This window comes from Pantoea sp. CFSAN033090, assembly GCF_001264395.1.
Taxonomy (GTDB): domain Bacteria; phylum Pseudomonadota; class Gammaproteobacteria; order Enterobacterales; family Enterobacteriaceae; genus Pantoea; species Pantoea agglomerans.
Genome location: NZ_LGYX01000022.1, coordinates 82,956 through 103,503, shown reverse-complemented (window position 1 = coordinate 103,503; position 20,548 = coordinate 82,956). Strand labels below are relative to the sequence as shown.

General features: G+C 59.2%; 12 protein-coding genes. 9 read left to right on the top strand and 3 right to left on the bottom strand.

Going from position 1 to position 20,548, the window contains the following annotated elements:
* Genes AFL22_RS18060 through AFL22_RS18050 form a run of 3 tightly spaced genes read left to right on the top strand, consistent with a single transcriptional unit; the run spans position 1 to position 5,275 of the window.
* Positions 1-3,816, top strand: a complete 3,816-nt coding sequence (locus AFL22_RS18060; RefSeq protein ID WP_052271853.1) for a cellulose biosynthesis protein BcsC — start codon at positions 1-3, stop codon at positions 3,814-3,816.
* Positions 3,816-4,259, top strand: a complete 444-nt coding sequence (gene bcsD, locus AFL22_RS18055) for a cellulose biosynthesis protein BcsD (protein WP_052271852.1) — start codon at positions 3,816-3,818, stop codon at positions 4,257-4,259. The genes AFL22_RS18060 and bcsD overlap by 1 nt, the downstream gene beginning before the upstream one ends.
* A gap of 8 nt (positions 4,260-4,267) precedes the next feature.
* Complete coding sequence (locus tag AFL22_RS18050; RefSeq protein ID WP_031590334.1) at positions 4,268-5,275, top strand: glycosyl hydrolase family 8; 1,008 nt, start codon at positions 4,268-4,270, stop codon at positions 5,273-5,275.
* A 128-nt stretch (positions 5,276-5,403) separates the two neighbouring features.
* Here the strand turns inward: AFL22_RS18050 and bcsG are convergent, their stop codons facing one another.
* Genes bcsG through bcsE form a run of 3 tightly spaced genes read right to left on the bottom strand, consistent with a single transcriptional unit; the run spans position 5,404 to position 8,788 of the window.
* On the bottom strand, positions 5,404-7,065 hold the full coding sequence (bcsG, locus tag AFL22_RS18045) for a cellulose biosynthesis protein BcsG (protein WP_052271851.1): 1,662 nt from the start codon (positions 7,063-7,065) through the stop codon (positions 5,404-5,406).
* Complete coding sequence (gene bcsF / locus AFL22_RS18040) at positions 7,065-7,253, bottom strand: cellulose biosynthesis protein BcsF (protein WP_010671654.1); 189 nt, start codon at positions 7,251-7,253, stop codon at positions 7,065-7,067. Before bcsF ends, bcsG begins: the two co-directional genes overlap by 1 nt.
* The gene (gene bcsE / locus AFL22_RS18035; protein WP_052271850.1) at positions 7,253-8,788 is read right to left on the bottom strand and encodes a cellulose biosynthesis protein BcsE; all 1,536 of its coding nucleotides are present in this window, start codon (positions 8,786-8,788) and stop codon (positions 7,253-7,255) included. Before bcsE ends, bcsF begins: the two co-directional genes overlap by 1 nt.
* 206 nt (positions 8,789-8,994) lie before the next feature.
* Between bcsE and bcsR the strand changes: the two genes are divergently transcribed.
* The 6 genes from bcsR to hmsP all read left to right on the top strand — a co-directional run bounded on the left by bcsR (position 8,995) and on the right by hmsP (position 20,396).
* Positions 8,995-9,192 carry a cellulose biosynthesis protein BcsR gene (gene bcsR, locus AFL22_RS18030; RefSeq protein ID WP_052271849.1) on the top strand — a complete coding sequence of 66 codons (198 nt, stop codon included), beginning with the start codon at positions 8,995-8,997 and terminating at the stop codon, positions 9,190-9,192.
* On the top strand, positions 9,192-9,923 hold the full coding sequence (bcsQ, locus tag AFL22_RS18025; protein ID WP_050680411.1) for a cellulose biosynthesis protein BcsQ: 732 nt from the start codon (positions 9,192-9,194) through the stop codon (positions 9,921-9,923). Before bcsR ends, bcsQ begins: the two co-directional genes overlap by 1 nt.
* The gene (bcsA, locus tag AFL22_RS18020; protein WP_052271848.1) at positions 9,920-12,523 is read left to right on the top strand and encodes a UDP-forming cellulose synthase catalytic subunit; all 2,604 of its coding nucleotides are present in this window, start codon (positions 9,920-9,922) and stop codon (positions 12,521-12,523) included. The genes bcsQ and bcsA overlap by 4 nt, the downstream gene beginning before the upstream one ends.
* Before the next feature lie 4 nt (positions 12,524-12,527).
* Complete coding sequence (gene bcsB, locus AFL22_RS18015; RefSeq protein ID WP_052271847.1) at positions 12,528-14,816, top strand: cellulose biosynthesis cyclic di-GMP-binding regulatory protein BcsB; 2,289 nt, start codon at positions 12,528-12,530, stop codon at positions 14,814-14,816.
* Positions 14,809-18,273 (top strand): cellulose synthase complex outer membrane protein BcsC, encoded by a 3,465-nt coding sequence (gene bcsC / locus AFL22_RS18010; RefSeq protein ID WP_052271846.1) that lies wholly within the window; start codon positions 14,809-14,811, stop codon positions 18,271-18,273. The genes bcsB and bcsC overlap by 8 nt, the downstream gene beginning before the upstream one ends.
* A 116-nt stretch (positions 18,274-18,389) precedes the next feature.
* A complete protein-coding gene (hmsP, locus tag AFL22_RS18005) occupies positions 18,390-20,396 on the top strand; it encodes a biofilm formation regulator HmsP (protein ID WP_031292605.1) in 2,007 nt (668 codons plus the stop codon).
* Positions 20,397-20,548: the final 152 nt, after the last annotated feature.

Below are 20,548 nucleotides of genomic sequence, written 5' to 3'. Positions count from 1 at the left end.
ATGAAAAAAAATCTGTTAAGTGCCGGTATCCGTAAGGCGTTGCTGCTGGGCAGTGCGCTGGCCCTGTCACAGCCGCTGCTGGCGGCGGAAAGCGCCAATCCGGCGTTGCAGGCGCTGTTCGATCAGGCCTCTTACTGGCATCAGAAAGCGCATGACGACCTGGCGACAGCCTCACTGCAAAAGGTGCTGATGGTTGAACCCAACAACACTCAGGCGCTCTACCTGCTGGCGCTCTATTCACAGCAGGGTGGCGACACTGCGGCGGCGGCGCAGTATCGCGCCCGTCTGAGTCAGGTCTCCCCCAACGATCCGCATCTTGGCGAGCTGGATAACGCGCGCCAGATGCAGACCATTCCGCAGGCGCAGCTTGCGCTGGCGCGTCAGCAGGCGCGCAGCGGCAATATTCCGGCGGCGTTACAGACCTGGCGCAACACCTTCAGCGGCAATGCGCCACCACCCAGCGTCGCGGCAGAATATTATCTCACTATGGCGGGCGACCGTACGCTGCTGCCGCAGGCGGTTGAGGCACTGCGCCAGTTTGCGGCTCAGCATCCGCAGGACACCGGCGCACGGCTGGCGCTGGGTAAAGCGCTGACCTATCAGGAAACAACCCGTCGCGAAGGCATTGAGGTGCTGAGTTCGCTGGCAAGCGGTAATAAGGATGCCGACCGCTCACTGCGTCAGGCGCTGCTGTGGCTCGGTCCGCAGCCGTCAGATGCGGCGCTCTATCAGACCTGGCAGCAACGTCATCCGCAGGACTCCGCTGTCATCGACTACTACCGTAAAAACGTCGGCGGCGCAGAAAAAGGGGCCGGATTCAGCGCGCTGAACAGCGGTGACGTCGGCGGTGCGCAGTCCAGCTTTGAAAAAGTACTGGGTGCGAATCCGCAGGATGCCGATGCGTTAGCGGGCATGGGCTATGTGGCCCAGCGAGCCGGACGTTATCAGGAAGCGGCGGATTATCTGCAGCGGTCTGCTCAGCTCGGCGGCGATCAGGGTTCATCGCGTCAGCAGCAGGCTGACGATGCGCGTTTTTATGCACAGCTGGCCAGCGCCCAGCAGGCACTGAAAAGCGGAGACACGGCGCAGGCGCTGACATTAAGCGAACCGCTGGTGCAGGCTGACGGCGAAAAAGGGCTGGCCGCCAGACTGTTCCGCGCCGACGTGCTGCGCCGCACCAATCAGCCACAGCAGGCGGAGCAACTCTATCGCACTATTCTGCAAAGCGATGCGGATAACCGCAGCGCCAAAGAGGGACTGTTCTACGTTCTGCGTCAGCAGAATCGGGGCACCGAAGCTAACACGCTGCTGGGTGCATTGCCGGACAGCGTACGCCAGAGCGTCACGCCACGGGCCAATGAAGCCGATGCGCTGCGTCAGCAGGCGAAGCGTCAACTGGCGGCCGGTAACAATGCCGCTGCCATCGCGACGCTGCAGCAGGGTATTCAGCGTTATCCCACGGATGGCTGGCTGCGGCTCGATTTAGCCCGGCTCTATCGTCAGCAGGGCGACACGCTGCTGGCGGCCAACGTGATGCAGCCGGTGATGCGCAACGGGGCCAGCACCAGCGAACTGTATGCCGGTGCGCTTAACGCCAGCGAAAGCGGCGGCTGGCAGCAGGCCAGCACGTTGCTGTCGCGTATTCCCGCTAACGCGAAGACGGCGGCGATGCGTGAACTGGCGCAGCGGGTTAATTTCAATCTGCAGATGAGCACGGCCGACCAGTATCTGGCGCAGGGCGCGACGGCTGCTGCCGCCAATACCCTGAAGGCGCTCACGGTTAATCCACCCACCAACCCGGTTGATGCCGGAAACCTGGCGCAGAAGCTGGCGCAGGCGGGCGATCTCACCAGCGCCGTTTCGGTGGTGCGGACTAACCTGCAGCGTGGCGTGCAGGGCAATGCGGGCGATTATGCCGCGCAGATGACGGTACTGAATCAGGCGGGCCTCGGCAGTGAGGCGCAGCGCTTCCTCAGCAACCCGGAACTGCAGGCGCGCAGTACACCAACGCAACTGGCCGGTATTCGCAATGGCTATCTGATTAACGAAGTGGATCGTCTGCGGCAGCAGCGTCAGTACGCGGTGGCGTATGACAAGCTGATTGGCGCGCTGCAGCAGGATCCGCAGAACCGCGATCTGATGTTCGCGATGGCCCGTCTCTACCAGGACGGCAAGATGAACCGGGATGCGGGCGTGGTCTATGACTACCTGATGACCCAGGATACGCCGACGCAGGATGCGCGCGTCGGGGCCATCAACGTCGCGCTGGCGCAGAACAATGTGCAGCGCGCTAATGAGCTGAGTCGCGGCCTGAACAGTACGACTCAGACACCGGATCGTCTGCTGCTGCTGGCGCGGGTGGCGGAAGCCAATGGCGAGCATTCTCAGGCGATGGCTTATCTGCGTTCAGCGCGCGGTCAGCTGATTGGCCTGCAGGGCGCGCAGCCTGGCAGCGTGCCGACCGTGGGCGGACTGGCGCTGGCGGATAATCCGTTTATCAACCGTGATACTTCGCCGGTGGGACGTTCACCATCCAGCTACGGCACCGTGCTGCCGTGGCAGGCGGCACCGGCGGGCGTTGCCGCTGGCGTGACAACGCAGGGCGAACAGGCCGCGGGCAGCGAAACCGTTGCTCAACAGTCACAGATTCTGCACGACGTCGACACCATGATGGATTCGCTGCAGGAAAAAACCGGCAGCTGGAGTCAGGGCATGGTGCAGGTGCGCGGGCGTGATGGCGAGTCGGGCCTGAGCAAGCTGACGGAAGCCAAAGCGCCGCTGACCTTCTCTACCGTGCCGTTTGAAACGGCGCGCCTCGACTTTACCGCCACGCCGGTCTCACTTACGGCGGGCAGTGGCGCAGCCGATGCCTGGCGCCGTTTCGGCACCAATGCGCTGAGTCAGGGCAGGGTGGTGGCTGCAGGCGGTGCAACGGTGAATGACCTGCCGAACGCCACCACCGATTCGCAAACCGCTTCGGGCGTGGAGCTGAATCTGGCGCTGAAGGGCGACAGCTATAAAGTGGATATCGGCAGTACGCCGCTGGGCCAGGATCTCAGTACTCTGGTCGGGGGCGTACAGTGGTCACCGAAACTCACCGACTTCCTGACGCTGATCCTGACCGGTGAGCGCCGCGCGATTACCGACAGCCTGCTCTCTTACGTCGGCGCAGAAGATAAAGCCAGCGGCAAACGCTGGGGACGCGTCACCAAAAACGGCGCTAACGCCCTGTTAAGCTACGACAATGGCGATGCAGGCTTCTATGCTGGTGCAGGCGCGTACAGCTATCTCGGCGAGAATGTCGCCAGCAACAACAACCTGCAGGCGACGGCCGGTGCCTACGTTCGTCCGTTCCACACTGAGGATCGCGAGCTGAAAGTCGGCATGAGCCTGTCGTGGATGGACTTCTCAAAGAATCTCAGCTACTTCAGCTACGGTCAGGGCGGCTACTTCAGCCCGCAGAACTATGCGTCGGTCTCCTTCCCGATAGAGTTCTCACGCAAGTTTGACGATCTGAAGGTCAATATTGGCGGTGCAGCCGGTTATCAGACCTACAGTCAGGATAAGAGCGCGTACTTCCCGTCGGATGCCAGCCTGCAGTCAGAGCTGGAATCCCTTGCCGCCAGCGGCAGCGTGAAAGACGCTTACTACTCCGGCGGCAGTAAAAACGGCATCGGCTACAACCTGCACGCCGGGGCGGACTACAAACTCAATAAAGATGTGACGATTGGCGGCCAGCTGGGTTATGACACCTTTGGTGACTACAACGAAAGCAGCGCGCAGCTCTATGTCCGTTACCTGTTCGGAGAGAAGTAATGAGTGAGCATTCGGGGGTATCGCATCCGTATCAGCCGGGCTGGTTTGACCTGGTCAGCGTGCTGATTGACGGGATGATCGCCAACGCCGGTCATCAGGAGGCGGAAGCCTTTCTCTATAAGATGGGGGAATCGCTGGCGACCCGCTATCCTTTGCCAGAGTCGCGTACCGTGCAGGATCTGGAGCGCGAGTGCAATCTGCAACTGGCGCGGTTTAACTGGGGCTTTGTGCAGCTTCAGCCGGAAGAGAAGGCGCTGCTGATTGCCTGTCACGCCTTACCGGCAGGCGACAACATCCACTCTCCAGCTGACTGGCAGGCGGCGTTTGGTGCGGTGATGGCCGGACTTTTTTCGGGCTGGTTGCAGGGCCAGGGCGGCAGCAGCATTGTGCCGGTTACGCTTGAACTCAACGATGGCAGCACGCTGCACTATCGATATCAATAGGATCGGAAATGAAACGTAATCCACTCTGGCGGGTCTGGCTCTGCTCTGTTTTACTGCTGGCCTGCAGCGCGCAGGCGAGTGCCAGCGGCTGGGAGACTTTTAAAAGTCGCTTTGTGACCTCAGAAGGGCGGATCACTGACACCGCCAATAACAACGTCAGTCATACCGAAGGCCAGGGTTATGGCATGTTGCTGGCGGTGGCCAACGACGATCGCGCCACCTTCGATCGGCTGTGGCAGTGGACGCGCAGCCAGCTGCGTAATCCGCAGACCGAGCTTTTTTACTGGCGCTACGTGCCGGGCAGTGACAACCCGGTCGCCGACAAGAATAACGCCGCGGATGGCGATGTGTTGCTGGCCTGGGCACTACAGCGTGCTGCACAGAAATGGCAGGTGGAGAGCTACCAGCAGGAATCTGACCGTATTCAGCGCGCCATTATCAGGCTGGATGTCACGAGCTTTGGCGGCCACACCGTGATGTTGCCGGGTGCGCAGGGCTTTAACAAAGTCAGTTATGTGGTGCTTAATCCCTCTTACTTCCTGTTTCAGGCATGGCGCGAGTTTGGTGAACACAGCCATCTTCAGGTCTGGGATAAGCTGATTAACGATGGCTTTGATCTGCTGGGTAAGCTGAGCTTTGGCAAAACCGGGCTGCCAATGGACTGGGTCGCACTGAATGCCGACGGTTCGGTTGCCCCGGCCGTCGGCTACTCGAACCGCTTCAGTTACGATGCGATTCGCGTGCCGCTGAACATCTGGTGGTATGACCCGCACAGTCTGGCACTGGTGCCGTTTCAGCGCGTCTGGCAGGGTTACAGCCGCATGCTGACACCCGCCTGGTTCGACGTGCTGGCGAATGCCCCAGCACCTTACCATCTTGAGGGCGGGCTGCTGGCGGTACGTGACCTGACGCTGAATGAAACCGGCTATCTGAGCGATAAGCTGGCTGCGGATCAGAACTACTTTTCTGCCAGTCTGCAGTTGCTGACCTGGCAGGCGTTTCAGGAGAAGCGCTGATAACTGGCAGAATGGCGGCACTGGCCGCTATTCTGCCATCGACAGCCACGCGCTCAACAGGGAGCAGGCGCCGCGCCTGACCCGCCTTTAACTGCCGGGTCACGGCTCTGCAACCCGGCGGTTACGCGTTACTGCGGATAGGCGACCCAGTCGCCGCCGTTCAGCCTGATCCAGGGTTTGCCCTGATACATTATCGCCACTGCACCGTCATTTTCCGACACCACCGGCGTCTGTGGCAGCTTGTCAGTCAGCACCGACATATTCACATTCGGGGCATTAAATACCTGCCCATCTACGACGCGCGACACAATCTCTGACAAGGCCAGCAGGCTGGTCGGCGCATCAATGTTCAATGGCTGAGCCTGATGCGGCGCCTTCATCCCGACAAACTTAATGCCCACCGGTACGTGAGTAATATCCGGGCTGGGAATATCGCGCAGGCCGGACATCTGCATTTTGTCTCCCTGCAGCGCGGCACCGTGCTCGGGCACTACCAGTACCATGACGCGGCGGCCCGACTTCTCCAGCTGCGTCATAAAGGCATCAAGCTGATCGAATAGTAGTTGTGCGCGCGGTTTCCACGGTGCCGTTTTGGTGCTGCCGAGTTCACGGGTGCCGTCGTGCAGCGGGATCAGATTGTAGAAGGTGGCGCTGCGTGCATCGCTGCTTTTGCTGCGGTCGTCCAGCCAGCGCTGCATCAGTTGCGCATCGTTGAATACCGGCGAGCCGTCGAATGATGTCAATTCTGGTGCGATACCCGCCTGTGACATCAGCGGTGCCTGAATATCGCCGCCCTCGCGCACCTCCTTCAGGTAGTTACCGAATACCCCAGTGTGATCCATCATCAACTGCTCTTTAAAGCCCAGCTTCGCCAGATTGTCGAACAGATAGCAACGCGGATCGGCAGGTTTATAGAGATCGCTATGCGAGGTCTGGCCACAACTGGCACGCAGCAGTCGGATACCCGCCGGTCCGCTGTAGCTGGTTGCGGCGTTGTAATTGCTCAGCATGATGTCGAAATGCTGCCACAGCGGATGGTTACGCAGCTGAGAAGCATCCATATCAGACCAGGCGAGCGAACAGATATTGATCACCAGGATGTCGAAAGGCTGCGAATCGGCAGGCAGATTGTCGGGAAAATGCGTCACGCGCTGGCGTTCACTTTCATGAAAGCGGTTCAGCCAGGCGGTGAGATTCGCGCTGGTCGGCGGCGCAGACTGCTCCAGTCCATCCGGCGTGGCGGCTGGCTGGCCGCCGCTGGGTGTCTGATTCAATACGACCTGTGGCGTGGCCGTCCGGGTCGGCAGCAGCGACATCGCCGGGCCAGCAATCGTCAGCACGTTAAGCCAGATCAGCATCAGCGAAACCAGCACCGTGATGCGAATCCATTGTGAAACAAACAGATAGAGAACCAGCAGCACAAAGGCGGCCCCCACCATTTGCCAGTTAATAAAGCGATCGGCCAGGTCGAGCAGATAGGCCGCAGAGAAGCCCGCCAACTGATCGCCCTGGCTGAGTATGCTGCTGAGTCCTGGCAGCCAGGTGTCGTGCCAGAACAGCGCGATGCCAACCGGAATCGAGATCAACTGGCGGATGCGATGCAGGCGCGCCGAGGGTAACGGAAAAAGCAGCCAGGCGAGAAACACCAGATTGCTCAGGGCGTGAAAATTGAGATAGCCATACCACAGCAGGCCGAACTTCAGTAAAAAGTAGAAATTCCAGCCGCCCAGTCCGCGCCAGGAGGACCAAAAGCGGGAAGAGGAGGCCGCCGCGGGTTGATCAGTATTCATTAATTTTTTCTATCCGTTTCAGAGGATTGACGCTGCCAGTGACCTTCCGATTTAAGCGCGCGCGCTGGCAACAAACGATTCATGATGCCGTTCCAGCGACGGGGTAGCCATTTTTGATATAATGGCTTTAAAAACAACAGGATAAACAGAATTAGTAGCGCAATTTGTACCCAGTCCATCAGATTCATCAGGCTTTGTTCTCCGGCAGTAAAGTGATGGGCTGCGGTGCAGCGCGTTCATGTGTTTCAGGCCGGCTCTCAACGGCGGCGCGGGCCGTCTCTGATACCGGAGCCAGATCCTGAATTGCCATCGGCGTCAGTTTCTTAATATTGCTGACTTCCGCGAGGATCTGATTATCCTCAAACCAGACCATCCGGTTAGCAAACAGCTCGTCGTGAGGCAGGGAAAAGATATATTTCAATGCCTTATCAAGGTCGTTATAGCGGCAGGAAGAGAGGAAAAGGATGACACGATCTTCCAGCACCGTGACCAGGTCGCCAAAGCGGCGCGGTTTACAGAGCGTCAGGATTTGCTGAGGCTTAAGCTGTGGCACAGGCCGCAACGCGACCAGCAGGCCCTTATCATTTTCCGGCAGCAGGGTATTGCTGATCAACTGGCCGACTGACTGACAGAAGGCATCGAGACGCAGGTAGCCTTTCTCATGCAGAGGCTGCAACGAAGCGGTTAACGCCTCAAGACTGGCGGGAACGCGACGGTTAAACACCTGTCCCTGAAGGCCCTCCAGCGTGGTCAGAAAGCGCGACATTGTGGCGTTGGTCGGGACGATGGCGTTTACACCGCAGGCCAGCAGCAGACGTTCGTCGCTATAACGCAGGCTGGCACCCATCTCGCGCACCACAATTTTCAGGCCGTTGCCGCGTGTACGACGCAGGCTGTGCACCATCTTCGCCAGTTCGTTGATATATTCGCTGCGGGTCAGGCTGAAAATCACCGTTGCGGCATTGGCCTGCTGCGCCCGCAACCAGACCTGCTCATTATCCTCGAACAGTTGCCACTGGCGTGAAAGCGGCGGCGCGCCCTCGAGCACGATGTTGTCCGCAAGATAATGCTGCTCATCGTTGAGGCTCAGCGGTTCCTGCTTTTCATTTAAGGTAAAAAATCGCTCATTTTCACAGCCCAGACGTATTGCCCGATCGGCAAGCAGGCGTTCCGCGGCATACCACCAGTTAATTCGATACTGCCAGCTATCCTGCTGAAAGCTCAAATGCGCAACGCCATCCAGCTGACGAAAATAACGCTGAAGATGATTACTCAGATTTATTATTGTGGTGCCGGAGGTCACGATTAAAAGGGTGAGCTTTCTTTTATGCAGCGTCTGACGCATGCCCTTTATCCAGCGGGATAATTCTGCGTCATCAAGCTTATCCCATTGCGCTGCGCTGCTATTAAATATCACCAACCCATTTTTACTGCCGAGCGTGCGCAGAAAATCACTTTCCAGCTGCAACAAACTGCCTTTGCTTTTGGAAAGAGAAAACAGCGGAATACGATCGGGTCCGCCAGGTGGGTCGGGCGTCAGCAAATCACGCGGCGGCTGGTCAGCGCTGATCAGCGTTACGGCCTGCTGATGTGAAATTACCTGTCGAATAAAAGTGCGGGCGTCATCCTGCCGCGCACAGGTCACCCAATAACAGCCAGGCGTTTGCAATGCCGTTAATTCAGGCTGAACATGCAACAGCCCCAGCGAAAAAGAATTTTTCATATTGAATTCGTTATTTTTCCAGTCCAGGCTAGCTTATTATAGACAGGCCGGGATGTAACCTGAGAAATTTAAACATTGCTAATCACAGGCCGGCTCACATTGTTCTGCAATTGCCGCGTTTCTGGAAATATTTTTCAACTTTCCTTTACGCGTACGCGCAGTCGGTCATCCTGAGTGTGACGTTGTTTTATTTTTGGCGAACAGTAATGAAAAACCACAATCTCAATAACCCTGTTGCCGCTAATGGCGATCGTCAGGATGATATTAGTGCGTTGCGTGATGCGTTTTCTTTGCACTCTTTCCGCTATGTCGACATTGCGCGGGAAGAGCGCCTGAAAGCGATCGTGTCGCGCTGGCCGCTATTAGCGGAAACCCTTGCCAGCCAGTCTGAGACCGATCGCTGATGCCGCAGATCGCGCTTCAGGGCGTACGGGGCGGCGTCGGCACGACTTCTCTTTGTGCCGGATTAGGCTGGGCGCTGGCGGCACTCGGCGAACGAGTATTGTTGATCGATGGCTCCCCGGTCAGCCAGCTCGGCGTGCATTTTAATCTGCCCGCTCAGCAGGATAATGGCTGGATGAAAGCACTGTGTGAGGGCGGTGACTGGCAGCACAGCGGGTTTCGCTATCCCGATGGTCCTGATTTGCTGCCTCACGGGGTGCTTTCCCATCAGCATGCTTTGACTATTGCCAGACAGAATGAGGCGATCGCCGCGCCGCTGCTCCAGGCATTACCGGACCTGCGGGCGCGCTATCAGTGGATTATTTTCGATCTGCCTGCCGATACCCTGCCCTGGCATGAAACGCTCTATCCGTCGCTGGACAGCCTGTTGTGCGTCACTCAGCCAGACGCGAATTGCCATTTACGGCTTAGCCAGCGCCAGTTTCCGGCGCGCACCCGGTTTATTATCAATCAGTTTAATGCCAACAGTCGTCTGCAGCAGGATCTGCATCAGCTCTGGATGGCCTCGCTGAATCCGCTGATACCGCTGCTGATCCACCGGGATGAGGCGCTGGCAGAAGCGCTGATGATGAAGCAGCCGGTCGGTGAATACCGGCCACATGCGTTGGTCAGTGAAGAGATCATCACGCTGGCAAGCTGGCTGCTGCTCAATCTGAATGGAGTGAGCTCTTGAATCCGTTGTGCTGGCTGTTAACAGCGCCCGCCTGGCAATCGCTGCACAGGGGCTATACCACCGCGCGAGGCAATGGCGCGTCCCGCTTCGCCAGTGCGCTCCATCTGTTCTGGTCGGTGCTGGGCCTGATGCTGCTTCGCTTCGAAACGCCGGGCTGGCAGCGGATTATTCAGCAGCGCCGCCGGCTCTATCCGCACATTTCGCCGGAGCGGCCGCGACCGCTGGATATCCTGCGTTATCTGATCCAGACGCTGTGGCTTTTGGTGATCCTGCCGCAGAGCGATCGCGCTCGTGGCGGTTTCCGTGGCCTCGGTGCGCTGTCTGGCTGGCGCCACCATGGCTACCGCTGGCTGGACAAGGCCGTTGCCCACTCACAGACCCAGGGAATCGATGTGCGCATCGAACACTGGCTGAAGCGGCTGTCGCCGCTGGTGCGACGCAGCCTCTTCGCCGTCACTGCCCTGTTTGCCACGTTGCTGGCGCTGCTCTGTATCAGCCAGCCGTTTGGCCTGATGACGCAGTTTATCTTTGTGGTACTGCTCTGGAGTCTGGCGATGCTGGTACGACGCATCCCGGGGCGTTTCCCGACCATGATGCTGATTGTGCTGTCGCTGACCGTATCGTGCCGCTACCTCTGGTGGCGCTATACCTCGACGCTGAACTGGGACGATCCGCTGAGTCTGGTGTTTGGTCTGCTGCTTATTGCGGCAGAGACCTACGCCTGGGTGGTGCTGGTGCTGGGCTATTTTCAGACGCTCTGGCCGCTTAATCGTCAGCCAGTATCGATGCCTGTCGATCGGGATCAGTGGCCAGGCATCGATCTGCTGGTGCCAACCTACAACGAACCGCTCAGCGTGGTCAGACCCACCATCTACGCTGCCATGGGCATCGACTGGCCGAAAGACCGCCTGAATATCTATCTGCTCGACGACGGCGACCGGCCGGAATTCCGCGACTTTGCCGCCAGCGTGGGTATCAACTATGTCGTCCGTCCCACCCATGAGCACGCCAAGGCCGGCAATATCAATCACGCGCTGAAAAAGTACTGCCGCAGCGAATTTGTGGTGATTTTCGACTGTGACCATGTGCCGACGCGCGCCTTTTTGCAGATGACCATGGGCTGGTTTATTAAAGATCCCCGGCTGGCGATGATGCAGACGCCGCATCACTTCTTCTCGCCTGATCCGTTTGAGCGCAATCTCGGGCGGTTTCGTCGTACGCCCAATGAGGGTTCGCTCTTTTATGGGCTGGTGCAGGACGGTAATGATACCTGGGACGCCACCTTTTTCTGCGGCTCCTGCGCCGTGCTGCGCCGCAGCGCACTGGATGAAATTGGCGGTATTGCGGTGGAAACCGTTACCGAAGATGCCCATACCTCGCTGCGTCTGCACCGGCGCGGCTACACCTCGGCCTACATCCGCATTCCTCAGGCGGCCGGACTGGCGACCGAAAGTCTGTCAGCGCATATCGGACAGCGCATCCGCTGGGCACGCGGTATGGTGCAGATCTTCCGCCTTGATAACCCGCTATTTGGTAAGGGGCTGAAGTGGGTACAGCGGCTCTGTTATGCCAACGCCATGCTGCACTTTCTCTCTGGCATTCCGCGGCTGGTCTTCCTGCTGGCGCCGCTGGCGTTTTTGCTCTGTCATGCCTACATCATCTACGCGCCTGCGCTGGCGATCGCCATTTATGTTTTGCCCCATATGCTGCATACCAGCCTCACCAACTCGCGTATTCAGGGACGCTGGCGACACTCTTTCTGGAGCGAGGTCTACGAGACGGTGCTGGCCTGGTATATCGCCCGGCCTACCACCGTGGCGCTGTTCAATCCTCATAAAGGGAAGTTTAACGTCACCGCAAAAGGCGGGCTGGTAGAGGAGGAGCATCTGGACTGGGTGATAACCAAGCCCTATATGCTGCTGGTGCTGCTCAACCTCGCAGGGGTTTTGATGGCGTTCTGGCGCATGCGGCACGGTCCGGCCAATGAGGTACTGACGGTATGGGTGAGCCTGATTTGGGTGCTCTACAACATGATTATTCTTGGCGGTGCGGTAGCGGTTTCGGTTGAAGCACGGCAGATCCGTGAGGCGCACCGGGTGGAGATCGCCATGCCGGCCGCCATTGCACGCGAAGATGGTCATATGCTGCCCTGTACGCTGCGTGACTACTCTGACGGCGGCGTCGGGCTGGAGATGCGCGAGCCGGATGCGCTGCGGGAGAATGAAAAAGTGTGGCTGCTGCTGCGTCGTGGACAGCAGGAGTTCAGCTTCCCGTGCCAGGTGCAGCGTGTCTTTGGCCACCGGGCTGGCGTGCGTCTCCATCAACTGACCACTCAGCAGCATATTGAATTTATCCAGTGTACCTTCGCCCGCGCCGATACCTGGGCGCTGTGGCAGGACGGTTTTCCGGAAGATAAACCGGTCCAGAGCCTCGCCGATATCATGATCCTCGGTTTCAAAGGTTACCTGCGCCTGGCGGAATATGGCCCGCCGCAGTTACGTCGGCTGTTTAACCTGCTTACCGTTGGGGTGAGCTGGCTGGCTTCGCTGTTGCCGCAAGGCATCGGACGTGTGCCAGCTTCAAAAAACGCATTGAGTTGATGATATGACGATACCGAGAGTAAACAGGTGGTTTGCCGCTCTGCTGCTGGGCAGTGCAACGTTAAGCTGTGCCGCCGCGCAGGAGGACGCGCCCGCAAACATCAATGGTGTAACGCCTGTGCAATCTTTACCGCAGGATAGCGGCGCGCCGCTGCGGAACAGCCAGCTGAGCTTTGCCCAGCTGGCACCGCCGCCTGGCAGCATGACGCTGCGTGGCACCCGCACTACCGGACAGATTGAGTTCGGTGTGCGCAGCGATGAGGTGGTGACGCGCGCGTTGCTGAACCTCAGCTTTCGGCCTTCGCCCGCACTGCTGCCGACGCTGTCGCAGCTGAAGATTTATCTCAATGATGAGCTGGTCGGTCTGATTACCCTGACGCCGGAACAGCTGGGTAAAGAGATCCAGACGCAGCTGTCGATCGATCCGCGCTACATTGCCGACTTTAACCGCGTGCGTTTCGAGCTGGTGGGCCACTACGCCAACGTCTGTGAAAATCCTGCCAATAGCGCAATCTGGCTGGATATCGGCAAACAGAGCGGCATCGATCTGACGCTGCAAAAACTGCCGCTGAAAAATGACCTCTCCCACTTCCCGGAACCCTTTTTTGATTCGCGGGATACGCGACCGCTGACCCTGCCGATGGTGTTCAGCGCCCAGCCGGATGTCACGCAGCAGCGGGCTGCCGCCATTCTTGCTTCCTGGTTTGGCAGCAAAACGGGCTGGCGCGGGCAGCGTTTCCCGGTGCTGTATAACCAGCTGCCGCAACAGCAGCATGCGGTGGTGTTTGCCACCAACGAAGCGCGCCCGGATTTCCTGAAAGATCTGCCGCCGGTGACAAAACCCACAGTAGAGATTGTCAGCCAGCCCGATAATCCGTATGAAAAAATGCTGCTGATTCTGGGACGCAACGATGAGGACCTGCTGACGGCGGTTCAGGGTATTGCCCAGGGTGAGCTGCTGCTGCGCGGCGATATCTCAACCATCGACAGCGTTAAGCTGCTCTCCCCGCGCCAGGCCTATGACGCCCCTAACTGGGTGCGGACCGATCGCCGCACCACTTTCGCCGAACTGACGCAATATGAGAATCAGTTGCAGTCTGATGGGGTGCAGCCTAATCCCGTCAGCCTGACCCTCAATCTGCCGCCCGATCTCTTCCTGGTTCGCGCGCGCGGTATCGACATGGATCTGAGCTATCGCTATACCGCGCCTTTCCAGTCGGATGGCTCACGGCTGGCGGTCAACCTGAATAATCAGTTCATTCAGGATTATCCGCTGCCGCCGAAAAATACTACGGGTCAGCAGCTGCTGCATATTCCGCTGATTCAGGGAATGCTGGACAAGAGCCATGAGCTGCTGATTCCGGCGCTGCGCCTCGGGGTGGTGAATCAGCTGCGCTTCGATTTTGATTACGCCAACATCACCATCAGCGGCAACGCGGATGGACGCTGTGAAACCGCAACGCCGATAACGCATCATGTGGTGGTGGACGACAATTCCAGCATCGATTTTTCCGGCTATCGCCACTACATCGAAATGCCGTCGCTGCGCGCCTGGGCGAATGCGGGCTTTCCGTTCAGCCGCTACGCCGATCTGGCGCAAACCCTGGTACTGATGCCGCCAAAACCCGATGCAGAGCAGGTCAGTACGCTGCTGAATACGTTGGGCAATATGGGGGCGCAAACCGGCTATCCGGCGCTGCGCGTTCAGTTGACCGATGACTGGGCCACGGCGAAGAAGCAGGATGTGGATCTGCTGATGATCGGCGTCATCCCCAAAGATCTTCAGGATGACCAGCGGATCCCCGCGCTGGTCGACGCCACCGCCAGCTGGCTGAAAGAGCCTGTGCGACAAATCACTCCGGAAGTGAACCCGCAAAGTCAGCGCGAGCAGGCGGCAGAAAGCACGACGACTATCAGCTCCCGCGGCCCGCTGGCAACGGTGATTGGCTTCCAGTCACCTTTTTACGATCAGCGCAGCGTTGTCGCGTTGCTCGCCGATGGCACGCCGCGTAGCTGGCAGTTGCTCAACGAGGCGATGGGTGACAGCGGCAAGCGTGGCACGATGTCTGGCTCCACCGTGGTGATCCGCGAGTCAGGGGTTAACAGTCTGCGCGTGGGAGAGAGCTACTACGTTGGTCATCTGCCGTGGTGGGAGCGTCTCTGGTCGCTACTCTCCGTCCATCCCTTCTGGCTGGCACTCTGCGCACTCTTTGTAGTGGTGCTGTTTGCGCTGATGACCTGGCGTCTGATGCGAATTATTACCCGTCGTCGTTTACTGGATGAAGATGAATAACGCACAGGTGCTGCGGGCAGGCATGCTGCTCGGCGCACTGAGTGCGCTGCCGGGGCTGGCTGCACCGGTCGACGGATCGGAGGTGTCGCCGGTCGAATGGTTGCTGTCACAGGTACGCACCGGCGAGTCGACCAACAAATATGATCTGGTGCAGCAATCGCTCTACCGGCTTGAGAAGATCGATCCCGATAATCCGCAGGTGCTGGCGGCTCGCCTGCGGCTGGCGCTGCGTCAGGGCGATATCCCTAAAGCGCAGATGCTGCTGGAGCAGCTGAAAAAGGTTGCGCCCGACTCCGCCGCGACGCGTGAATCCGCCGTCGGCCTGACGCTGATGTCGTCGGATGGGCGGCAGCAGCTGCAGCAGGCGCGCCTGCTCGCCACCTCGGGGCGCCTGGCGGAGGCGAAAAGTGCTTACGACGCGTTGTTCGGAGGGGTTTTTCCGGATGCGAACACGGCGCTGGAATACTGGCGGCTGCTGGCACGCACTCCCGGTCAGGAGAGCGTCGCTTACCAGCAGCTGCAGGCGCTGGAGCAGCGCTACCCGGGCAATATCGGGGTTGAGCTGCAAATTGCACGCATGGCATTTGATCAACAGCAGCCGGAGCAGGCGATAGCGCAGTTGAAAAAGCTGGCAAACAGCAACGGCGGACGCGCCGCTGCCGCCGATCTCTGGCTGCAGCAAATCAACGATCAGCCGGTCAGTGACAGCAGCGTGGCGCAGTTAAACGCCTACCTGGCTGTTTTTACCGACGGCGACGCACACCAGCAGGGCGCGGATGTGCTGGCGAAGCAGCAGGCGCAGCTCGCCGATCCCGCCTATCGCGAGCGGATGCGTGGCCTGGCGCTGGTCGAGGCGGGCGATGTGAATAATGCGATGGCAGCGCTTAGCCGGGCACTGAAGGATAACCCCAACGACGCCGAATTGATGGGTGCAATGGGGCAGACTCAGGCACGCGCCGGCCATCGTGATGTGGCGGTGCTCTGGCTGGAACGCGCCGTTGAGGCGGGCAAGCAGAGTACGCTGATCGGCAAATGGCAGTCACTGCTGCAGACTAACCGTTACTGGCTGGCGGTCGAACAGGGCGACAAGGCGCTGGCGCAGCATGACGTTGAGGGAGCCGAACGCGCTTACCGCGCCGCACAGAAAATTGATAGCACCGACAGTTATGCCCTGATTGGCCTGGGCGATGTGGCGATGGCGCGCAAAGATGCGGCAGGTGCCGAACTGTTCTGGCAGCATGCGCTGCGGCTTGACGCGACCAACACGACCACCGTGCGTCGCCTGGCCGGGCTTTATCAGGCCGAGTCGCCTGCCCGCGTAATGCAGTTTATCAGTACGCTACCCGCCGGGCAGCAGCGCGAGATGGCGGGAACGTTGCGCGCGTTGCGCAGTGACAGCCTGCGCGCCGAGGCCGATGCGCTCGCCCGGCAGAATAAATGGCCGCAGGCGGCAGAGAAGTATCGGGCGGCGCTGGCGCTGCAGCCGGATGACGTCTGGCTGAGTTATCGGCTGGCGAGCGCGCTACGCGACGGTGGGGCCACCCAACAGGCGGATGCGCAGATCGCGACGCTGCAACAGCAGCATCCCGGTGATGCGACCGCGCTCTACGCCGCCGCGCTCTACCTTTCCAGCCGGGATAATGATGACGCCGCACTGGCAACGCTGCATCGCCTGCCTGAAACGCAGTGGAACAGCAATATGCATGAGCTGGCTGACCGGCTCGGGCAGGATAAAATTTTTGCCAGCGCCGAAGCGCTTCGTGCGTCAGGGCAGGAGCGGGCAGCGGTGACGCTGCTTTACCAGCAGCCGGTTTCCAGCCGACGCGACCTGACGCTGGCCGACTGGGCGCTGGCTCGCGGGGACGCGCAGCAGGCTCTGGAGATCTATCAGCAGGTGCTGTCAGGTGAAGCTGACAACAGCGACGCAGCGCTGGGACGAATCGAAGCGCTGGTTGCCCTCCAGCGCAACAGCGAAGCACGGCAGGCACTTGAGCAGCAGCCAGCCCAGGCCAATACTCTTAATGCCGATCGCCGCGCCGCGCTGGCATGGCAGGCGGTGGGCGAAACCACGCAGGCTGCCGTGCGCTTTGCCAGCCTGAAGCAGCGCGCTGCGTCACTGCCGCCATCACAGGATAAGGCACTGGTGTTTCGTGATGCGGCACGGCTGGAGCGCGCGCAGCAGCCAGAGATCGCGCTGGCGGATTATCGTCAGGCGATGACGGCCAGCGGTATCGGCAGCGGCGAAAGTATCAGCCGCGCGACACGCTCTCAGGAACAGGATGACTGGCTGAAGCGCAGTATTCGCAGCGACACCGCAGATCTCTATCGTCAGCGTGAGACCACGCTGACGGTGCAGCAGGACTATTCGCGCAATAAGGGTACGGCTGGGGTCTCCGACTTTACTGCCCATACCACCATGCTGCAGGCGGAAAGTCCGTTTGCCGACGGACGCGGCTTTTTCCGTCTCGACCAGGTGGACGTCTCGGCAGGAAGTTTTACCACCCGCAACGGCAGCTTCGACGAGCAGTTTGGTAGCTGCGACGACGCCAGTTCCGGCGGATGCAGCCGCGATGCCAGTCAGCGCGCCGAGGGCACTGCGCTGGGCGTCGGCTGGCATAATGACCGCTGGTCAGCGGATCTGGGTACCACGCCGCTGGGCTTTGAGGTGACCAACTGGACCGGCGGACTGAGCTGGAAAACTGACGTCAGGGATCTTGGCGTGACGCTGACCGCCTCGCGACGGCCGATCGCCAGTTCGCTGCTTTCCTACGCGGGCGCGCGCGATCCATCAGCCAACGGTGGAAAAAGCTGGGGCGGCGTAGTGGCAACGGGTGGCAGCATCGGGCTGAGTTACGATCAGGGCGGCGCACACGGTGTCTGGGGCGACATCAGCGCGCATCAGATCACCGGTAAAAACGTTGCGGATAACAGTCGCGAGCGCTTAATGGCCGGCTACTACTACAAGCTCATTAATAGCGATAATCGCCGGGCCACCGTCGGGCTTAACAGTATGCTCTGGCACTATCAGAAGGATCTCAGCGATTACACCTTCGGTCAGGGCGGCTACTACAGTCCGCAGCAGTATCTCTCCTTTTCCGTGCCGGTCACCTGGCGACAGCGGACAGAAAACTGGTCGTTCGACCTGGGCGGCTCGGTTTCCTGGTCACATTCGAAAACCGATGCGCAGCAGCGCTATCCGGTCAATCCCGGCTTTACCCTTGCCAGCAATCCCGTTTCCGCCAGCAGCACCGGCAGCGGCACGGGGTATACGCTGCAGGGCGTGGTTGAACGTCGTATCACACCCGACTGGTTTATCGGGGTGGGCGTCGATATTCAACAGGCAAAAGACTATACCCCAAGCCACGGGCTTATCTACGTGCGTTACTCTGCCGCAGGCTGGGAAGGGGATCTGGATATGCCGCCACATCCGCTGACCCCTTACGCGGATTTTAAATAATCCCGACCGGGAAAAAGCCGGACTTTTCAGACGGTAAAAAAGTCAGTTTATGGGATATACTGGCGGGCATTGTACTGTCTGCTATCTGGGCTTTTTTCATCGTCAGGAGAATATTTTTGCGCGTAAGCCGGTCACTTACGATAAAGCAGATGGCGACAGTTTCGCTGGTTGCGGTTATCACCATCAGCATCTTTATCGTCATCCAACTGTTTCATTTTGTGCAGCAGCGCAGGATTGACTACGCCCAGCAGATGGAGAATATCGCACACACCGTCCGCCAGCCGCTGTCGGAAGCGGTACTGCGCGCCGATATTTCTCAGGCCGAACGCATTCTCCATTCACTGAAACCTGCCGGTATTTTATCGCGCGCCGATGTGGTGCTGCCGAATGCGTTTCAGGCTCTGCATGCCGACTTCGAAACGGAGAAACCGGTGCCGCGTCTGGTGGCGCGACTGTTTGAGCTGCCGGTGCAGATTACCCTGCCGCTCTATTCAGTGGAAAATACCGGGATGCCGAAACCGCTGGCCTATCTGGTGCTGCAGGCTAACTCGACGCGCGTCTACCAGTTTATTCTCAGCACGCTCTCGACCATGATTATCACCTATCTGCTGCTGGCACTGATCCTGTCAGTGGCGATCAGCTGGTGTATCAACCGGCTGGTGGTGCATCCGCTGCGCAATCTCTCGCGGGAGCTGCAGGAGCTGCCGCCGCAGTCGATTCTGACGCATAAGCTGTCACTGCCGCAGAGCCACCGCGATGATGAAATCGGCATGCTGATCCGCAGCTACAACCGCAATCAGCAGGTGCTGGAGTCGATACATGATGAGATGAGCCGGCTGACCACCCATTTTCCCGTGACCGATCTGCCCAACCGTACCCTGTTTCTGGCGCTGGTCGAGCAGTTCATGAGCAGCCCGGAACAGCCGCTGGGGCTGATGGTGATCCGCATTGAAACCCTGCAGGAAGCCAACGGCGTATTAAGCGATGAGCAGCGCGATACGCTGATGCTGACGCTGGTGGAGAAGATCCGTAATACGCTGGATGACCATACTCTGCTGGCGCAGACCGGGACCAGCGACTTTGTTCTGTTAATGAAGCGTGCCAGCAATCCGTTCCGCGCCCTGCGTCTGGCCCGTAACCTGATGATTCGCCTTAATCAGCCGGTCAACCTTTATCAGCTGCAGCTGCGTCCTAACGTCAGCATTGGTCTGGCGCTGCGCGATGATCAGCCGCTGAGCGCCAGTGATCTGCTTGGCCGCGCGACCTCAGCGATGATGTCGGCCCGTCATCAGGGCAAAAATCAGATCCTGTTCTTTGACGCCGCGTTAACCGAGCGCGCGCAAAAACGTCTGACCCAGGAGCATGACATTCTGCAGGGGCTGCACAATGAGCAGTTCGCCCTCTATCTGCAACCGCAGGTCGATATGCGCACCGGCACGTTAGTCGGCGCGGAAGCGCTGCTGCGTATGCGCCAGCCAGACGGCAGCTACGGTCTGACCGAAGAGTTTATTGCCAGTGCCGAAGAGATTGGCGTGATTAGCGCGATTGGCCGCTGGGTGTTTGAAGAGGCGTGCCGCATTCTGGCAGGCTGGCAGCGACAGGGCATTATGTTGCCGCTGAGTGTGAATATTTCCGCTGTGCAACTGCGTGACACGGGCGTGGTCTCTCATCTGCAATCCCTGCTGACGCGCCACCGCATCGCACCTGGCACCTTCGTGCTGGAAGTGACAGAAACGGCTCAGCTTGATGATGCTGAACAGGCGATATCGATGCTGCGGATGTTGCAGCAGACCGGCGTAGCCGTGGCTCTGGACGATTTCGGCATGGGCTACTCCAACCTTAACTACCTCCATCAGCTGAAAGCGTTGCCGGTTAACAAGCTGAAGATGGATCGCAGCTTCGTGGCGGCGCTGCCGCATGACGACACCATGGTCTGCATCGTGGCGGCCATCGCCGAGATTATCCATCTGGAGGTGATTGCCGAAGGCGTGGAGACAGCAGAACAACGTGACTGGCTGCTGGCGCGCGGCATCTCTATCGGACAGGGCTATCTGTATGCTGAAGCGCTGCCTCTGACCCGATTCAATCAGGCATGGATCGAAAACTCCTCACTACCGCAATAATTGCCTGATTCATTGATTTTGCGAGAATTTTAGTTACAAAACCCCTTGCTGAAGCGTTTCAGTTCAGAATTACGATCCCCGGGTTTCCTGGGCGTTTGTCACCCTGTATTAATCACGTAAACAGAGTGTTATTTTCGGGTTACTGTCAGGCG

Bases quoted from the DNA above. Each gene is read 5' to 3' on its own strand.
- AFL22_RS18060 (WP_052271853.1), top strand. From the start codon at position 1: ATGAAAAAAAATCTGTTAAGTGCCGGTATCCGTAAGGCGTTGCTGCTG.
- bcsD (WP_052271852.1), top strand. From the start codon at position 3,816: ATGAGTGAGCATTCGGGGGTATCGCATCCGTATCAGCCGGGCTGGTTT.
- AFL22_RS18050 (WP_031590334.1), top strand. From the start codon at position 4,268: ATGAAACGTAATCCACTCTGGCGGGTCTGGCTCTGCTCTGTTTTACTG.
- bcsG (WP_052271851.1), bottom strand. From the start codon at position 7,065: ATGAATACTGATCAACCCGCGGCGGCCTCCTCTTCCCGCTTTTGGTCC.
- bcsF (WP_010671654.1), bottom strand. From the start codon at position 7,253: ATGAATCTGATGGACTGGGTACAAATTGCGCTACTAATTCTGTTTATC.
- bcsE (WP_052271850.1), bottom strand. From the start codon at position 8,788: ATGAAAAATTCTTTTTCGCTGGGGCTGTTGCATGTTCAGCCTGAATTA.
- bcsR (WP_052271849.1), top strand. From the start codon at position 8,995: ATGAAAAACCACAATCTCAATAACCCTGTTGCCGCTAATGGCGATCGT.
- bcsQ (WP_050680411.1), top strand. From the start codon at position 9,192: ATGCCGCAGATCGCGCTTCAGGGCGTACGGGGCGGCGTCGGCACGACT.
- bcsB (WP_052271847.1), top strand. From the start codon at position 12,528: ATGACGATACCGAGAGTAAACAGGTGGTTTGCCGCTCTGCTGCTGGGC.
- bcsC (WP_052271846.1), top strand. From the start codon at position 14,809: ATGAATAACGCACAGGTGCTGCGGGCAGGCATGCTGCTCGGCGCACTG.